Origin of the sequence: Actinacidiphila sp. bgisy160 (genome assembly GCF_965342435.1) — a bacterium.
Taxonomy (GTDB): Bacteria; Actinomycetota; Actinomycetes; order Streptomycetales; family Streptomycetaceae; genus Actinacidiphila.
The window spans coordinates 1-16122 of the sequence record NZ_CBDRCM010000052.1; the positions used below are offsets into that span (position 1 = coordinate 1).

The following is a 16122-nucleotide window of genomic DNA, read 5'->3' on the forward strand; positions in this document are numbered from 1 at the left end:
AACCAGGGTTCCTTCCGGTCGGGGGCCGGTGAACGGGTCGAACGCGGGATTCCGTCCCGCGGTCTGTACATTGCATACAGCCGACGAATACTGTATGCAGACGTTTATCCCGCATGGACGACCCGGTGTCCAGAGGTGTGCACCGGATTACCGTTCGGCCTCCGAGTCAGGGCAGGTGCGTTTGACGATGGATCTGTTCGAGTACCAAGCAAGGGAGCTCTTCGCGCGGCACGGCGTCCCCGTGCTCGACGCCCAGGTGGTGGACGACCCCGCCGAGGCCCGCGCCGCCGCCCAACGCCTCGGCGGGCAGGTCGCGGTGAAGGCCCAGGTGAAGACCGGCGGCCGGGGCAGGGCCGGCGGCGTGAAGCTCGCCTGCGACCCCGCGGACGCGGAGGACAAGGCCCGGGCCATCCTCGGCATGGACATCAAGGGCCACACGGTCGGCAAGGTCATGCTGACGCCGACCGCCGACATCCAGGACGAGTACTACGTCTCCTTCCTCCTCGACCGCGCCGAGCGCACCTTCCTCGCCATGGCCTCGGCCCAGGGCGGCATGGACATCGAGGAGGTCGCCGCCACCCGGCCGCAGGCCCTGGCCCGCGTTCCCGTCGACGCCGCGCAGGGCGTCACCGAGGACAAGGCCCGGCAGATCGCCGAAGCGGCCGGCCTTCCCGAGGAGACCGTGCCCGTCCTGATCGCGCTGTGGGAGGTCTTCACCGCCGAGGACGCCCTGCTGGTCGAGGTCAACCCGCTGATCCGCGCCACGGACGGCCGGATCCTCGCCCTGGACGGCAAGGTGTCCCTCGACGCCAACGCCCGCTTCCGCCACCCCGTCCACGAGGCGTACGAGACCCCCGGCGAGGGCGACCCGCTGGAGGCCGCCGCCCGCGCCAAGGGTCTCAACTACGTCAAGCTCGACGGCACCGTCGGCGTCATCGGCAACGGCGCGGGACTGGTGATGAGCACCCTCGACGTGGTCGCCCATCACGGCGGTGCCCCCGCCAACTTCCTCGACATCGGCGGCGGCGCCTCCGCCCAGGTCATGGCCGACGGGCTCGGGATCATCCTCTCCGACCCCGACGTCACCTCCGTCCTCGTCAACGTCTTCGGCGGCATCACCGCCTGCGACGCCGTCGCCGACGGTATCGTCCAGGCCCTCGACCTCGTCGAGCTCACCAAGCCCCTCGTCGTCCGCCTCGACGGCAACAACGCCGAGCGCGGCCGCGCCATCCTCGACGAGGCCGCGGCGGCGCTGGGCCCCCTCGTAGAGCAGCTGGACACCATGGACGGCGCGGCCGCGCGGGCCGCCGAGCCCGCAAGGAGCTGAGCGCGATGGCCATCTTCCTCGACCGCAACAGCAAGGTGATCGTCCAGGGCATGACCGGCTCGGAAGGCATGAAGCACACCCGCCGCATGCTCGCCTCGGGGACGGACGTCGTCGGCGGCGTGAACCCGCGCAAGGCCGGCACGAGGGTCGGGTTCGACGGGCGTACCGTCCCGGTCTTCGGCTCCGTCAAGGAGGCGGTCGGCATGACCGGCGCCGACACCAGCGTCGTATTCGTGCCGCCGCCCTTCGTGCGCACCGCAGTCGACGAGGCCGTCGACGGCGGGCTCGGGCTCGTCGTCGTCATCACCGAGGGCGTCCCCGTCCACGACACCGTCGCCTTCCGGGCCCGCGCCGTCGCCTCCGGCACCCGAGTCATCGGTCCCAACTGCCCCGGGCTCATCAGCCCCGGCCAGTCCAACGCGGGCATCATCCCGGCCGACATCACCACCGCCGGCCGCATCGGCCTGGTGTCGAAGTCCGGCACGCTGACCTACCAGTTGATGTACGAGCTGCGCGACCTCGGCTTCTCCACCGCCGTCGGCATCGGCGGCGACCCCGTCATCGGCACGACCCACATCGACTGCCTGCGCGCCTTCCAGGACGACCCCGACACCGACCTCATCGTCATGATCGGCGAGATCGGCGGCGACGCCGAGGAACGCGCCGCCTCCTACATCTCCCGTCTGGTCACCAAGCCGGTCGTCGGCTACGTCGCCGGCTTCACCGCGCCCGAGGGCAAGACCATGGGCCACGCCGGCGCCATCGTCTCCGGTTCCTCCGGCACCGCCCAGGCGAAGAAGGAGGCCCTCGAGGCCGCCGGCGTCAAGGTCGGCAGCACCCCCTCGGAGACCGCGCGGCTCGTGCGCGGGCTGCTGCGGTGACCGCCCCCGCCAGGCCCTCGGGTGTGGAGCAACTGCTCATCCGCAGGCACGACGTGGGCGCGGCCCTCACGCCGATCGACCTCAAGCGGAAGCGGCCCCGCACAGGGGTCGCCATCGTCGCGTGCATGGACGCCCGGCTCGGCGTCGAGGCGATGTTCGGGCTGCGGCCGGGCGACGCCGACGTCATCCGCAACGCGGGCGGCTGCGTCACCCCCGACACCCTCCGCTCGCTCCGCCTGAGCCAGCTGCGGGGCGGCACCCGCGAGATCGTGCTCGTGCACCACGAGGACTGCGAGGCGCTGGGCGCCCCCGCCGAGGACCTGCGCGCGTGCATCACCCGCCTGCTCGGCGCCACGGAACTGCCCCGTACCGAGGTGGTGCGGGGATTCCTCTACACCCGTGGTGGTGCGCTGCGTGAGCTCCGCCCCGAAAGAGCGGAGCATCCGTGACGCTCGCCCTCAAACCCGGAACGGCCTGGGCGGACACCTGGCGGCGGTGTCTGCGGGCCGCCCCCGAGGCGTTCCACGACGACCGCGTCCTCAACCTGTGGGCCGGCGCCTGGCAGGCCGACGGCCGGATCCTGCGCGCCGCCAGCCCCGTCGACGGCACCCCCGTCGCCGGGCCGCCCCGGCTCGACGCGGACACCGCCCGCCGGGCCGTCCGCGCCGCCCTCGACCAGCACCGCGCCTGGCGGGTGATCCCCGTCGCCGAGCGCAGGGCGCGGGTCTCGGCCGCCCTGGACGCCCTCTGTGAGCACCGCGGACTGCTCGCCCTCCTTCTGGTCTGGGAGATCGGCAAGCCCTGGCGGCTCGCCCGGGCCGACGTCGACCGGGCCGTCGACGGAGTCCGCTGGTACATCGGCGAGATCGACGACATGGTCGAGTGGCGGCGCCCCCTGCCCGGCCCGGTCGGCAACATCGCCGGCTGGAACCACCCCATGAGCGTCCTGGTCCACGCCCTGCTCGTGCAGGCGCTGGCCGGCAACGCCGTCATCGCCAAGACCCCCACCGACGGGGGACTGGCCTGCCTCACCCTCGCCTGCGCGCTCATCGCCCGCGAGGACGTACCGGTGACCCTGGTCAGCGGCGGCGACGAGCTCTCCGCCGCGCTGGTACGGGCCCCCGAGCTCGGCTGCGTCTGCGTGGTCGGCGGCCGGGACACCGGCGGCCGGATCGCCTCCGCGGCCGCCGACCCGGGCAGACGCCATGTCCTGGAGCAGGACGGCCTGAACTCCTGGGGCGTGTGGGACTACAGCGACTGGGAGTCCCTCGCCGGTCACATCCGCGGGACCTTCGAGTACGCCAAGCAGCACCGCACCGCCTACCCCCGTTTCGTCGTGCGGCGCGAGCTCTTCGCCGACTTCCTGTCGGCGTACCTGCCCGCCGTGCGCTCCGTACGGTTCGGCCACCCGCTCGCCGTCGAGGATCCCGGGGACGACCTCCCCGAACTCGACTTCGGGCCGCTGATCAACGCGGCCAGAGCCAGGGAACTCGGCGACCTCGTCTCCGAGGCCGTCGACCGCGGCGCGATCCCGATCCACCGCGGCAGCCTCGACGACGCCCGCCTCCTGCCCGGCCAGGACAGCTCCGCGTACCTGCCGCCGGTCACCCTCCTCAACCCGACCCCCACCTCACCGCTGCACCACGCGGAGCCCTTCGGCCCGGTCGACACGATCGTCCTGGTCGACACCGAGGCGGAACTGCTGGCCGCCATGAACGCCGGCGACGGCGCCCTCGTCGCCACCCTCTCCACCGACGACCGGGACACCTACGCCCGCCTCGCCCCGGAGATCCGCGCCTTCAAGGTCGGCCACAACAAGCCCCGGTCCCGCGGCGACCGTGCCGAGCTCTTCGGCGGTCTCGGCGCCTCATGGCGCGGCGCCTTCGTCGGCGGCGAGCTGCTGGTCCGCGCGGTCACCCAGGGACCCGCGCACGAGCGCCTGCCGGGGAACTTCCCCGGCTACCACCTGATGCCGCCCGAGGCGGCGTAGGGCCCCGGTGCCGGGGCCCACACGGCCCCGGCACCCCGTGCACCCTGCGGATACGCAGGTGAAACCCACCCGGAATCCTTGGTATCGTTGTCCCTGTCGCCGCGGGGCCAGACCCGCGGAACACCTGTCCGGGTGGCGGAATGGCAGACGCGCTAGCTTGAGGTGCTAGTGCCCTTTATCGGGCGTGGGGGTTCAAGTCCCCCCTCGGACACAACAGGGACGTTCACGAGATCGTCCCGAAGCGTTCACGAATTACCGGTCGAGTCATGTGACTCACCGGTATTTCGTCGTTTCTAGGGCCTCGAGCCTCGTGATCGGCCCGGTGAGGGGGTGAGGCGGTGGCGGTCCAGGTACTGCACCTCTCACCTGCGGAAACAGGACATGCCTGCGCGACGGCTGGTAGCCGTGGCGCAGGCATGTGGGGTTTTCAGGGGGCGGAGCGCGGCGGGGGTGTGTCACTCGCGTGGCGGAGGATCGACCTGCTCGGTCGGAACCGGTCGCGCCTGGGGCGGGTCGGGGGGCTCACCGGGTTGGGTTGCGGCGCTCTGCGTGCTGGCTTTGCGGGGCTGGATGCCCTGGTCGCGGAGGAACCGTCGGATGGCTCTGAGGTTCGCCACGAAGATGATGACGGCATTGAGCAGGGTCTGTGCGACGCGTCCGTGCGGGAGGCGGAGCTGGGGATTGTCGATGCTGTCGAGGGCGGACTTCTTGAGGTTTCCGTTGCCGCCCTCGTTCTGACTGCGCAGTCCGGACCAGGCTTCCTGCCACAGAGGGGTGAACAGGGGGTATTTCTGCCGCCACTTGGCCAACACGGTGCCCGGGACGGTGATGCTCTTCCCCCTGCAGATGTCGGGGTAGACGGGGGTGTCCCGCTTGGGCCTGGGGATGGTGGGCAGGGCTGCCGGGGTGCGGACAGTGGGGGCGTCGAGGTCGACGACGGTGGACGGGCGTGGCTGGGGCCGGCGGTAGCAGGTGACCGTGGCGTGGGATCCGAGGGCGGGGCACTGTCGACGCTGGTCCCCTGCGGGCCCGTACTCCTTGATCTTGGTCTGGTAGTCCTTCCGGGACTGGATCAGGTTGAGTGCGTGGGCGCGGTCCTCGTCCGTGCGGCTGTCGATGTATGTGGCGCCCGCAGTGATGAGCGGGGTGGGCATCAGCGAGCAGTAGAACTCGCCGCCGACCAGCTGCATGCCGCGGAACTCTCCCTGCCGGTCGACCTTGTCGTCGTTGTAGTGCTTCACCGTGTTGAGGCCGAGTTTGAGCAGCTGCAGATGCAGGTTGTGAGGCTTGGCCTGGGTGATGCCCCGGTCGGCACAGAACAGGTCTTTGACCAGGCCTCGTTCGAAGGCCGGCTGGATGGCGCGCAGGGCGGCCGGGCCGGGTTCGGTGCCCGGGGTGTGAAGGATCATGCCGAGGCAGACCGCCGGGTAGGCGCCGGCGAGGTCGCCATGGCCGTGGCCCGGGAACGCGGCCATCATGGCGTAGCGGAACTCTCTCTTCTCTGGCGCCTTGGCCTTCTTCTCCCGTCCCGACTTGGTCTTGCGAGGCGGTGGCTTGTTTGTCGTGCCGCGCCGGGTGCCAGTGTTCGTGGAGGCCGCAGCTTTGCCGCTGGGCCCCGACTTCTTCTGCGTTCCTCCCTTCACGTACATCCCGGCGGTGATCTCCAGCGAGGCCCGGTCCTGGTGGTAGTCCGGCTCTTTGCCCCAGACCGGAACCGGAGTGTCGTCGACCGCGATGTGGCCAGGCCATCGAGCGAAGTCGCCGCGCCGGTAGGAAGCCATCACCGGAGCGAGAACCAGATCCTGGGCGATGGCCTCCAGATTGCGCACGGTGTCCTGGTTGGCGCGGGCATTCCACTTCCGTCGGATCTTCTTGGCCTCGCTGAGCGACAGCCGCTTGCGGCGGTCGTGTGGTGCCGGGTCGAGGCGCCGGGTCATCGAGGCCCAGGACCGGTAGACGCGCTTCGACGTCGCGTACTGGTGGTGCGCGACGCGGTCGATTTCTTCCCGGGTTGCACCCTCGGGGATGTGCAGGTCGACGTCGGGGACGTCAAGGAGGGCTTTGGACCCTGGAGACAGGGCGAAGAAGAGCGTCTCCCATGCGTCGTTGATGTTCGCGCTCTTGCCCATGTACTGCGACAGGATCAGGCCGATCAGCACTGTGCGGAACGGGAAGCCCTTCGGGCCTGGCCGGTGCTCGTTGGAGGGAAGGCGTTCCAGTACTCCGCTGTGGCGCACGAGGTCGAAGACCTGCCTCACAACGCGGTCGCTGAGGGTACGGCCGGGGGCCTGCGGTGCAGGGCGTAGGGCGAGGCCGGTACGTCGGCAGGGTTTGTCCTCCGGGTTCTTCCTGCTCATGCCGCCGCCCCCCGCAACAGATCGGATGCCTCCGCTTCGGGCACGTCGTGGAGGAAGACGAGGTAGCGCGAGAGGCTGTGCAGGGTCCCGAGTCCCGACGCTTTGAGGATCACCTTCAGCGGAATACCTGCATTCAGCAGTTCGACGAGCCAGGTCGTACGCAGCCGCTGGATCTGCAGCACTGCACCGTCACAACGGCCGATGATCCGCGGGTACCTGGCCAGCCAGTCCGATGCGATGTGCTTGCTGGTGCGGTCCTGCCAGTCCGGCCGGAAGGCGTACGCATCTGCCGGGATGTGGGCGGCTTCCGCCAGCAGCAGTTCCTCGTAGGCGTACCGGCATACGACAGTGCGCGGACGGCGCCCGTGCACCTTGACCAGTGCCCGGCCGGTGGGGCCCACGAGGATATCCCGCCCCTGAACGTACACAAGATCCTCAACGGCGAGCCCGCAACCGACGCCGAGACAGAACAGAAGACAGGCGTTGCGCCGCTGGGCCGGGGTGGGCAGGCTCTGCGCCCAGATCAGCCAGTAGGCGACTTCCGCCGGCGGGTAGGGGGCCACTGGGGCGGCGGTGGCCTTCAGCCGGATCGGCGCATGCTGTCCGAGCTGGTCCAGCAGGAGCGCTTCGGAGGCCCGGCGCAACTGGCTGCTGCAGGTTCGTCGGCTGTTGGCGGCCATGTCGCGGCAGCCGACGAGGATGAACCGTTCGACGGTGCTCTGGTCAAGGATCACCGAGGGTTCGAGCGGGAGGCCCTGGGCCTCGACCCAGGCGACCAGCCGTGCGAGCGGCGTCATGACCACGTCTGGGCCGTAGGGTCCCGCTGCGACGGCCATGAATCCCAGCGAGCGCACGACCGGAGCGATGCGGCGCCACTGGGCGGGCGGCACCGTCTCGGCCTTCGGTGCGTAGGCCAGCAGACGATTCGACACAGCGACCTCCAGGCGCAAGGCCCATGACAGGTGGCCGGTTAACCGGCCACTGGTGTCAGTGTCGATCACGATCTGAAGGAACGCATCTTTATGACTGGAGGCCGAGCGCGCACGGCGCCGCCATGGAGCTACGCCGTCGATCCGGAGAAGTGGCCGGATGCCCGGATCACCGGGGAGCCCGCCGCGGCAGTGGTCCAAACGATTGCCCGCCGCCTCGCCGCCGCTCTGCGTGAGAGGCCGGAACTCTCGCTGCGTGCACTGGCCGCCCAGAGCAACGTCGGCAGACAGACCATCGGCGATCTGCTGGCGGGAGCCACCTGGCCGGATGTCCTGACGGTCTGCCGACTGGAGCGCGCCCTGGGCTTGGCGCTCTGGCCCGGATCGAATGCGACCCAATGTGCTCATGACTGATCCCCAATTGCCTATTTGAGGTCAGTCGTGCACGCTCAAGTGCGGAATGGCGCAGACGCCCTATAGCACCACCCGTGGGAGCGCTAGAGTGAACGTGCGCGACGGACCGGAACCCTGCTAGGAGAAGCGTCCGTTCGCGTGTTTGGTGGCCTCCCTCGACCGCTAATCGAGGGAGGCCTGCTTGTGGGGTTAGGATCGTTCTCGAGTGGATCAAGCAGCCCGAGATGACAGCACGGCGCGGAACATTCCCGGTGCTACGTTTTCCACCTCGCCAAGTTGCTTCATGCGGTTGAGGGTTTTTCCTACGGATGAGCGGACAGTCGCGTCGGCTCCCGGGCGGACCGCCGCCGCGATATCGGTGATGGACATTGCCTCTTGAGCGGCGCACAGGAGTGTGAGGATCGCATCGCGCATGCTTCCGTTACGCGGTGGCCCCAGGGCCCGAGTGCCCATGCCTGGGGGCGCATCTTCGGACGAAGGATCCTCGTCGGCTACAGAAACTTCAGACGGACCCTCCTGGGAACGCTGGGCGGTTTCCGCGTCCTCGCCAGTGTGGGGCGGGTCTTCGCGGGCATCGGTGGATTCGACGCCCTGGCACATCATCGCGTACACAGCTTCCAATGTGGCCAGCTCATCGCGCAGTGAAGTGATCAGTTCCTTCACGGCATGCCGGGCCTGGCCGATGTAGACACCCTTGCCTGACGCAGGTGCGCTGGTCCGGTATCCCGCCATAGCGAACTCCTAAGGAAGGCCGCTGCCAGTGTAGGGACGGCACACTGTGGCACGCACGCAGTTCCTGTGAGGCGCTACCAAACGGTCAGCAGTGCGCTCAAGCACGGCAAGTCCGGTCTCGGTTATCGCAGGACTCGACCTATCTTGGCCCTGAGTTGGCTCGCCGGGTTCGAGCGATGCCGCACCGGAACTGCGGGACGTGCCACCACAGAATCCTGACGTGTGGATTCTGTCGAAGCTCCCGGTCTCCGGGAACGTTTGAGCGCTACGGTTCCTTCATGGTGGATGGCAAGCATCTGTCGGCGACAGAGGCCTTGGCGTCGGTGACGAAGGCCCTGGATGTTCTCGTCCTGGCGTATGACCGGGGGGAGGTCGGTGTTACCGAAACCGCACGGGAGCTCGGTATCTCACGATCCACCGCACACCGCATCCTGGTCACCCTGCAGCGCACGGGTTTCCTGCGCCACGATCCTGGCCAACACGGATACTCAGCGGGGCCGCAGCTCGTACGCATGGGACTGGCCGCGATCGCCCAGCTGGACGTCCGACGACAGGCGCGCAGACCCCTGGAAGAGCTCTCCGAGAAGCTGCAGGAGACGGTGTGCCTGTACTCCCTGGATACGGCCGTCGTCCGACTACTCGACGGAGTGGAGTGCCGGCATGTCCTACGCGTCAGTGTTCCGCTCGGACAGGAGCTCCCCGCCCACGTCACAGCGGCGGGCAAAGCCCTGCTCGCACTGCGCAACCCGGCGGATGTACGCGCGACACTCCCGGCCGCGCTTCCTGCCACGGCGGCAGGAAGCATCACTGAGTGGCCGCTGCTTGAGGTGGAGTTGGAGGAAGTCAGAGTCCGCGGATGGGCGGCAGACCTCGAGGAAAGTGCACACGACCTGCACGGCGTAGGCGTGGCCATCCGCAACCGCATCGGGGAACCGCTCGCTGCGATCTCCGTGTACGCACCCGCCGTACGTCTGCGTGAACAGGACATGCCAGCGGTTGCCATGGCGCTGCAGGAGACCGCCACCGCGATCGCCAGGGCAGAGTGACAGCGGGTGCCGAGGTGCCGGGGCTCAAGGCCCCAACGTGATCCGCCCGTCCGGGATCCACCCCTCCAGGTATCCCGTCAACAGCACATCCACATCTGGCAGATCGCACCGTGTGCACAACTCCTGCCACTGCTCAGGCCCCGCCCAGCGTGTCGCTCCCCTCCAGGGCAGATGCTCCGGCGGAGCACCAGCCGCAGCGAGACGGAAGATGAACACGTGTGCCTCTCGGCGGCTCCGACCCATGGGCACAGGCACCTGAGCCCAGCGGCATCCTTCAACAGCGCCCTCGCGCACCGGCATCGTGCCGACCGCATCGCGGAGTACGCGCACTGCCGCCTCACGGTAGGGCTCTGTGGCTCGGACGGATTTTGAAGGGAGCACCCATCGGTGAACAGCTCCAGGCGGGTCATCTGCCACCAGGGCAAGCCGGCCGTCCGAGCTCAGTAACGCGACGAACACCACCCGCCGCATCCTGGGAGGCGGCACGGTAGGGCACCTCGAACTTTCGACGGAGTCCAGGAAGGCATGCACAGTCCGATCCTGACATGCGGCCGCTTAACCGGCCATTCGTATCCTGGGAGGGTGGCGTTCGCGCATGGTCTGTTCCAGGGTCTGGAAGTGCATGTGTATGCCTAAGGCGGCGACCATGTCACGGGGCGGGAAGGGCCAGGGACTCAACTCCTGTCGGGGCGGGCCGCGCGCTCGACGGGCGGCGGTGTCGTGGTGCCTCGTCGTAGCGTAGGCCGCTTCGTCAGCGGCGGTTGAGGGAGTAGTCACCCACCACTGAGCCGTAGGGCTTCAGGAGAGGCTGTAGTTCCCGCTTGATCAGGGCCGCGTCGGTGTCCGGCAGGAGGAGCGAGGCCCGGCGCATGCGGAAGCTCCAGTGAGCGGGGTCGGGGAAGACCTGGAGGTCGTTGACGAGATCGCGCAGGACGACGCCCTCACGGAAGGGCGTGAGGCCGTGGACGCGCAGCCAGCACCCTTCGGTGAAACGGCGCTCCTGAAGACGACAGGGGTGTCCAGGGTGCGGACCTTGCTGATGATGATGGCCAGGCCGATCACGCGTCCGAGGTCCCGGGTCGGGTTCCCGAAGCAGCCGCGCGTGGTGTACAGCAGGATCTCGTCTCCTTTTCGGAGGGAAAAGGACTGTTGGGTGCGGCCGGTGGGAAAGGCCATCCGCTGGTTTTCCAGGACCCAGGCGAGGGGCTCGTGGGCGTTGATGATCAGCAGGTGGGTGGCGGGTGCGTCCGGGGTGGTCATGAGGGTGTGTCCTTGGTGAGAGGCGGCGGTCGTGCTGAAGGGCTGCGGAGAATCGGCTGCTACGCGAGTCCGGTTACCTGCGTAGGGACTTCAGTTCGTCGCCACTGCTCGTGACACGCCAGAACAGCCAGCCGTTCGTGTTGGGGGACCGGTCCGGGTTGAGTTCCTGGATCACCGCCATGGCGGCGGCGCTGGGCGAGGAGAAGGACTGACCGGTCCCCGGTCCCTGGGTGACGGTCAGGGTGCGTGTGGCCGGGTGGAAGAGGCCCTGGATCCGCTCGCCCCGGTACACCGCGTGGACACGAACGCCGTCCGACTCCTCGCCAGGCTCCTCGGGGGTGCTCCATGACTCCACCAACCGCCGTACCACTTCGGACGGCGTGCACGCCATGAGACGTGCGGCGAAGACGACCTTTTCGTGAGTCTGCTCATCGAGTTCGATAGTCGGCATAGTGTTAATAGTGTTCAACCCGTGTTCGGGAGTCAAGGTGCTGATCGTGTTCCATATGATGAGTCGCGGGGACGAGGACAAGGGGGAACGGCGTGACCATGACGTACGGCACAACGCCCAATGCGGAGGTTCCGGGTGGGCGCAAGGACGACGACCTGGACGAGTCACTGCGGAACATCGAGCATGCGGTGCGCACCGCACAGCGGGCATTCGACGAGATCGTCCGGTGCAACCGACTGCTCGATCACGCGCAGAAATGCGGTGACGAGGCGATCCGCGAGCTCGACGAGTTGCTGCGCCGCCGCGAGTACGCGGCCGTCCCGGTGCTCCTCGACCGGCTGGACGCGCTCGCGGCCGAGGTGGCCAGGTCGGAGGCGGATCGCATGGTGGTGCGGCGCATTCTCTTCGGTGCGAACGCGGACGAGGAGGGCGAACTGGCCGACGCCGTCGGCGTACAGGCTGTTCCGCTCCTCACCGCGGACGACCTGCCGCGGATCCCCACGGTGCACGACGTGGAGAACCCGGGGGACAGCACGCTGGAGGACATGTGGGAGCGAGACCTGGCGCTCGCCTCGCGCCAGCATGAGGTCCGGGGAGAGCGGACACGGATCGCCGCCGATCACCTGCGCACGGTGACCGCGAGGGCGGTGGATTCCTTCGGCACTCCGGGCGCCACGGCCGCACTGCTCGTGGAAGCTCGTCGGGCGTACGTGCTGTGGGCGTCCTGCGTCCGGTGAGTCACTGCACCCCGTCGAGGATCCGCCAGACCGTCCGGTAGGCCGGGCCCTTGACGCCCAGGGCCGATCGCCAGGCCGTCTCGGGCAGTGCGGCGAGGCGGGTGCGGGCCGCCGCGGGGCCGCTTGTCAGGCCCTCGTCGGCGATCGTCGCGGCCATGCGGGCCGCCGCCGACCGTGGTACGCCCGCGAGCCGCATCGCGATGGCGTCCTCGGTCCGGACGCCGTAGTAGGCGTACGACGGGATGTTGCGCAGCTCGCGCTGGGTCTCGGCCGGCATGGTGGCGAAGTCCCTCCCCAGGGTTAGCGACTGCAGCGCCGACAGGCCCCAGGAGACCGCGGGTGCCAGCTCACCGAACAGGCGCTGGCAGCATTTGGTGATCGCCTTGAGCTCGTCCCTCGTGCCGGCCTTCGTGAAGTGGTCGGCGGCGAGCTGCCGCATCGACGCACCATTCACCCAGTCCTGCATGACGCGGGCGACGAAGTCCCCGCTGCGGCCCTCGTGCTCGTTGGTCACCTCGACCAGGTTGTCCCTGAGTTCCGGAACCTCCAGCATGACGCCGATGAGCTGGGCCAACGGTCGGCGGTCGCCCTCGAAGAGGGGTTGCTCCCACACGTCGCGGCCGATGCGTGCGTCGCTCAGCCGTCCCAGGGTCGCCGACACGCTCTCCCAGGAGAAGCCCGTACTGTCGACGAGGGCCAGCGGCTGCCCGGACAGCCGTTCCGCGTACGTACGCACGCTGCGCGTCAGCTCCGCCGCCCAGCCGCGGTCCGTGCGCCGCAGGTCCTGGAAGCCCAGGGTGCCGCGCAGGATCTGCTCGATCTCTTCCGCGAACTCCTCGGCGTCCCCGATCTGCCGGTAGGTGTGGGCCAGGTACTGCACGAACGCCGACCACTGGGGGAGGTGGGCGAGGTTGCGCAGGTCCAGGTGACCGTAGCTGTCCATGGCCGTACGCACCATCTCGACGAGGGTGGAGTTCAGCTCCGTCACCTGGCGGCCGACGAACACCCGCAGTTTCCCGGCCCGTACCTCATCCGTGGCCGCCAGCGTGATCAGCCCCACCTCGCCCTGCTCGACCCGGCCGGCGCGGCCGGCCAGGTTCCAGAAGTCCGGGGCCGGGATGTCCTCCCCGTACGGGAACTGGTGGGAGGCCAGGACGACATTGGCCACGGGGAAGTTGACGCCCTGGGCGATGGTGGTGGTGGAGACCAGGTGGGTGAGGTCACCCGACTCCATCAGGTACTCGGTGAGGGTGCGGATGTCGTCGGGCAGGCCGCGGTGGTGGATTCCGATGCCCTTGGCCAGCAGCCCCGCCAGAGGGAAGTCCGGGCCGAATTCCTCCGAGACCACGGCCTGGACGGCCCGCAGGTCCTCGCCGGCGTCCGGCAGGTCCTCCCGGCCACCGGCGAGCAGCTTGGCGATCGACCAGGCGTAGTCCGGTCGCCCGGCCAGGGTGATGGTCTGCCCCCGCTCGGCCAGCACGGATGCCGTCGCTGCGGCCAGTCTGGTCGGGCTGCTCGCCTGCGACCAGGTCAGTCCGAGCGGCCGGTTGCCGTCCAGCGGCAGGGTGTCCGGAACGCTGAGCGTTCTGCGGCTGGTGACCAGGGTTTCCAGGGCGACCCGGAAGCCACCGGCACCCGGGGTGCGTTCCCGTAGGGCGAGCGCGAGGATGCGGTCGTTCGGGGCCCAGTCCACGGACAGCCCGACCGACTGCCGGCTGCCGCTGTCCAGCCACTCGGCGATGACGTCCCCGTTGTCGATGAACGGCGTCAGCAGCAGGAAACCGGCGTCCAGGGCCTCCCGGTTGACGGTCGCCAACAACAGTTCCAGCTTGATCGCGCGTTTGCCTTCGCCCAGCTGATGGGCCTCGTCGGCCACCACCAGGCAGAGCGGACGCCCGATCTTCTCCTGCCAGCCTGACCGCAGCAGCAGGTCCAGTTTCTCGGGCGTGGACACCAGCACCCGGAACCGCCCCTCGCCGCGGTCCGTGAGCATGTCCTCCTCCAGCCCGTCGAACTCCAGGGCGGGACTGACCCGTTCCACCCCGATGCCGAGCCCCGCGAAGTCACGGCGCAGCCGCCGCGTCACCTGGTTCACCAGCGCCCGATTCGGGGCGACGTACGCGACCCAGCCCTGCTGCTTGTCGTAGGTGTTGAGTGCCTGGAGGATGCGGAACTGGGCGATCAGCGTCTTGCCCGCGCTCGTCGGGAGACTGACCACCACACTCCGGTGCGCGGTGCGGATCAGCCCCTGTTCAGCGAGGGCGACCCGCTGCGGCGGCAGCACCTCGAAGATTGGGCGCGGCCGGTCCCGGTCGACCAGCGAGGCCACGAAGGCGTTCACCTCCGGACTGACCGCGCGCGCCACCGTCCACAGGCTGTTGTCGATGATCTGGTCGGCGGTCGCGGTCAGCAGCCGTACGAGCACCTCCAGGTCCGGGTCGGCCGAGGCCATGGCGGCCTCCAGCGCGCGGTCGCAGTGCGACTGCACACGCTCGCGCACCCCGTAGTGACGGCTCGGCCGCCGCCCCCGCATCAGCGCGCCCGTAGCCAGGTACTCGGCGAGTAGCTCCGCCGTCTTGAGCAGGTGGTAGTGGGCCGCCAGCCCCCAAGCGGCGGGACGCGCGTCGTCACCCGCCGCCGAGAGGTACGGCTCCTCAAGCCCCGCCTGCTCCCACCGCAACCGCACCAGCAGCTGGTCCAGCGCGTCGAGGTCGTCCCACCCGCGCTTGCGCAGCAACAGCAGCCACGCGTCGGCGGTACCGCGCCGCACACGCGACTCCCAGTCATCGGCCAACCGAGGCTCGGAGGGCAGCTCCACGTCCGCCAGCAGCCGGGCGGCGAGCGGTGTCTCGTCCGCGATCCAGCCCAGGCACGCCGTGCGCAGCAGCTCAAGCCGGGCCTCCGGCGAGTCCCAGGCGGGCAGCCGGGCCCGCGCCAGGGCGAACATCTGCCCGCACAGCCGCCGCGTCGACTCCGCCTTGGGGTCCTCGGCGATCGCGTCCCAGGCCAGCAGGTCCAGGGCGTCCACCGCGAAACCGACCGCCTCGTGGCCCTCCTCGGGGCCCGGCGGGACCTCCCCCTCCACAGCGCGCAGAGCGGACGCAATCAGCACGCGGTGCGCCCCCTCGTCGGCCTCGGCCACAAGGGCCGGGTCGAGTACGTCGTCCAGCCAGCCCAGGTCAGCCATGGTCGAGCACCCCCACGTGGTCGGGCCATGACGTCATGGCCACGGGGAGGTACCAGGCCGTGAGCAGCGCATGCATGGGCTCCACGACCGTCTTGGCCAGGTCCTTGGCCCGGTTGCTCAGGTCCTTCGGCTCCGGGGCGGTGTCGCGCACCAGACAGCCGAAGAGCTGAATGTCCTTGCCCATCGACTTCACCCAGCGGCCGGCCGCTGTCTGGTAGGCGGCCTTGTGCTCCGGGGTCAGGCACCGGAAGCGCAGCCACTTCATGAGCGTGAGGTGGTCGTCCTTCGCGGACAGCTTCCTGAGCTGGTGGATCATGCCATCCGAACCCATCATGACGCCCGGTGGGGCGGACTGCTCGGAGGACGACTTGACCTCGCCGAACAGCAGCCGCGCCGAGCCGTCCGCCACGCACAGGCCGACCAGATCGGCGCCCGGGAGGCTCGCCTTGCGCGTACGCCGGTCACGGGCGCCGTCCCACAGCCACAGCGCCCCGTGCCAGTGCTCGAGCAGCACCTCGGCGAGGGCCTCGCCGACCTGCCAGGGGAGCGGCTCCGGCTCGCTCGCCAGAAGAGCCTTGAGGGCGTCGGTCTCCATGTCCGTCGTCGCCAGGCCCCGTAACTCGGTCAGGAAGTCGCGGGTGGCGGCGAGATCACCCACCCGCTCGGCCCACGGGCCCCCACGCAACTCCCGCATCACGTCGGCCGTCAGCTCGACGCCACTCCACGACACGGCCCCGTCCTTGCCAGCGTACATCTCGATACCCTGCGAGATGCGCGGCACAGCGCCGCCCACGGCGTTGTCTTCCCCCAC

The 16122-nt window shown here is 69.4% G+C and carries 13 protein-coding genes and 1 tRNA gene; 8 read left to right on the plus strand and 6 right to left on the minus strand.

Annotated features, from left to right (window positions below; genetic code table 11):
* Window positions 1–187: 187 nt before the first annotated feature.
* The 5 genes from sucC (at window position 188) to ACRWNP_RS29795 (ending at window position 4409) form a co-directional block, all read left to right on the plus strand.
* A complete protein-coding gene (gene sucC / locus ACRWNP_RS29775) occupies window positions 188–1327 on the plus strand; it encodes an ADP-forming succinate--CoA ligase subunit beta (protein ID WP_431966784.1) in 1140 nt (379 codons plus the stop codon).
* Between the two features lie 5 nt (window positions 1328–1332).
* Complete coding sequence (sucD, locus tag ACRWNP_RS29780; protein ID WP_431966786.1) at window positions 1333–2208, plus strand: succinate--CoA ligase subunit alpha; 876 nt, start codon at window positions 1333–1335, stop codon at window positions 2206–2208.
* Window positions 2205–2657: a carbonic anhydrase gene (locus ACRWNP_RS29785; RefSeq protein ID WP_431966788.1), complete on the plus strand. Its 453-nt coding sequence runs from the start codon at window positions 2205–2207 to the stop codon at window positions 2655–2657. Before sucD ends, ACRWNP_RS29785 begins: the two co-directional genes overlap by 4 nt.
* Complete coding sequence (locus tag ACRWNP_RS29790; protein WP_431966790.1) at window positions 2654–4198, plus strand: aldehyde dehydrogenase family protein; 1545 nt, start codon at window positions 2654–2656, stop codon at window positions 4196–4198. The genes ACRWNP_RS29785 and ACRWNP_RS29790 overlap by 4 nt, the downstream gene beginning before the upstream one ends.
* 126 nt (window positions 4199–4324) lie before the next feature.
* Window positions 4325–4409 (plus strand) — tRNA-Leu (locus tag ACRWNP_RS29795).
* A gap of 244 nt (window positions 4410–4653) precedes the next feature.
* Here ACRWNP_RS29795 and ACRWNP_RS29800 read toward each other — a convergent pair.
* A complete protein-coding gene (locus tag ACRWNP_RS29800) occupies window positions 4654–6456 on the minus strand; it encodes a hypothetical protein (protein ID WP_431966792.1) in 1803 nt (600 codons plus the stop codon).
* Between the two features lie 95 nt (window positions 6457–6551).
* Complete coding sequence (locus ACRWNP_RS29805; protein ID WP_431966794.1) at window positions 6552–7556, minus strand: hypothetical protein; 1005 nt, start codon at window positions 7554–7556, stop codon at window positions 6552–6554.
* Between the two features lie 21 nt (window positions 7557–7577).
* Between ACRWNP_RS29805 and ACRWNP_RS29810 the strand changes: the two genes are divergently transcribed.
* On the plus strand, window positions 7578–7898 hold the full coding sequence (locus ACRWNP_RS29810) for a helix-turn-helix domain-containing protein (RefSeq protein WP_431966796.1): 321 nt from the start codon (window positions 7578–7580) through the stop codon (window positions 7896–7898).
* A gap of 210 nt (window positions 7899–8108) precedes the next feature.
* On the opposite strand, the gene ACRWNP_RS29815 is transcribed toward ACRWNP_RS29810, so the two are convergent.
* Window positions 8109–8630, minus strand: a complete 522-nt coding sequence (locus ACRWNP_RS29815; protein WP_431966798.1) for a hypothetical protein — start codon at window positions 8628–8630, stop codon at window positions 8109–8111.
* Window positions 8631–8908: 278 nt separating this feature from the next.
* On the opposite strand from ACRWNP_RS29815, the gene ACRWNP_RS29820 reads away from it, so the two are divergent.
* A complete protein-coding gene (locus ACRWNP_RS29820; protein ID WP_431966800.1) occupies window positions 8909–9676 on the plus strand; it encodes an IclR family transcriptional regulator in 768 nt (255 codons plus the stop codon).
* Between the two features lie 1333 nt (window positions 9677–11009).
* Here the strand turns inward: ACRWNP_RS29820 and ACRWNP_RS29825 are convergent.
* Window positions 11010–11387 (minus strand): hypothetical protein, encoded by a 378-nt coding sequence (locus ACRWNP_RS29825; RefSeq protein WP_431966802.1) that lies wholly within the window; start codon window positions 11385–11387, stop codon window positions 11010–11012.
* 92 nt (window positions 11388–11479) lie between these two features.
* Between ACRWNP_RS29825 and ACRWNP_RS29830 the strand changes: the two genes are divergently transcribed.
* Window positions 11480–12124: a hypothetical protein gene (locus ACRWNP_RS29830; RefSeq protein ID WP_431966804.1), complete on the plus strand. Its 645-nt coding sequence runs from the start codon at window positions 11480–11482 to the stop codon at window positions 12122–12124.
* A gap of 1 nt (window position 12125) precedes the next feature.
* Here ACRWNP_RS29830 and ACRWNP_RS29835 read toward each other — a convergent pair whose 3' ends face one another.
* Complete coding sequence (locus ACRWNP_RS29835) at window positions 12126–15311, minus strand: DEAD/DEAH box helicase (protein ID WP_431966806.1); 3186 nt, start codon at window positions 15309–15311, stop codon at window positions 12126–12128.
* Window positions 15304–16065, minus strand: coding sequence for a hypothetical protein (locus ACRWNP_RS29840; protein ID WP_431966807.1), 762 nt, complete (start codon window positions 16063–16065; stop codon window positions 15304–15306). Before ACRWNP_RS29840 ends, ACRWNP_RS29835 begins: the two co-directional genes overlap by 8 nt.
* Between the last annotated feature and the right edge of the window lie 57 nt (window positions 16066–16122).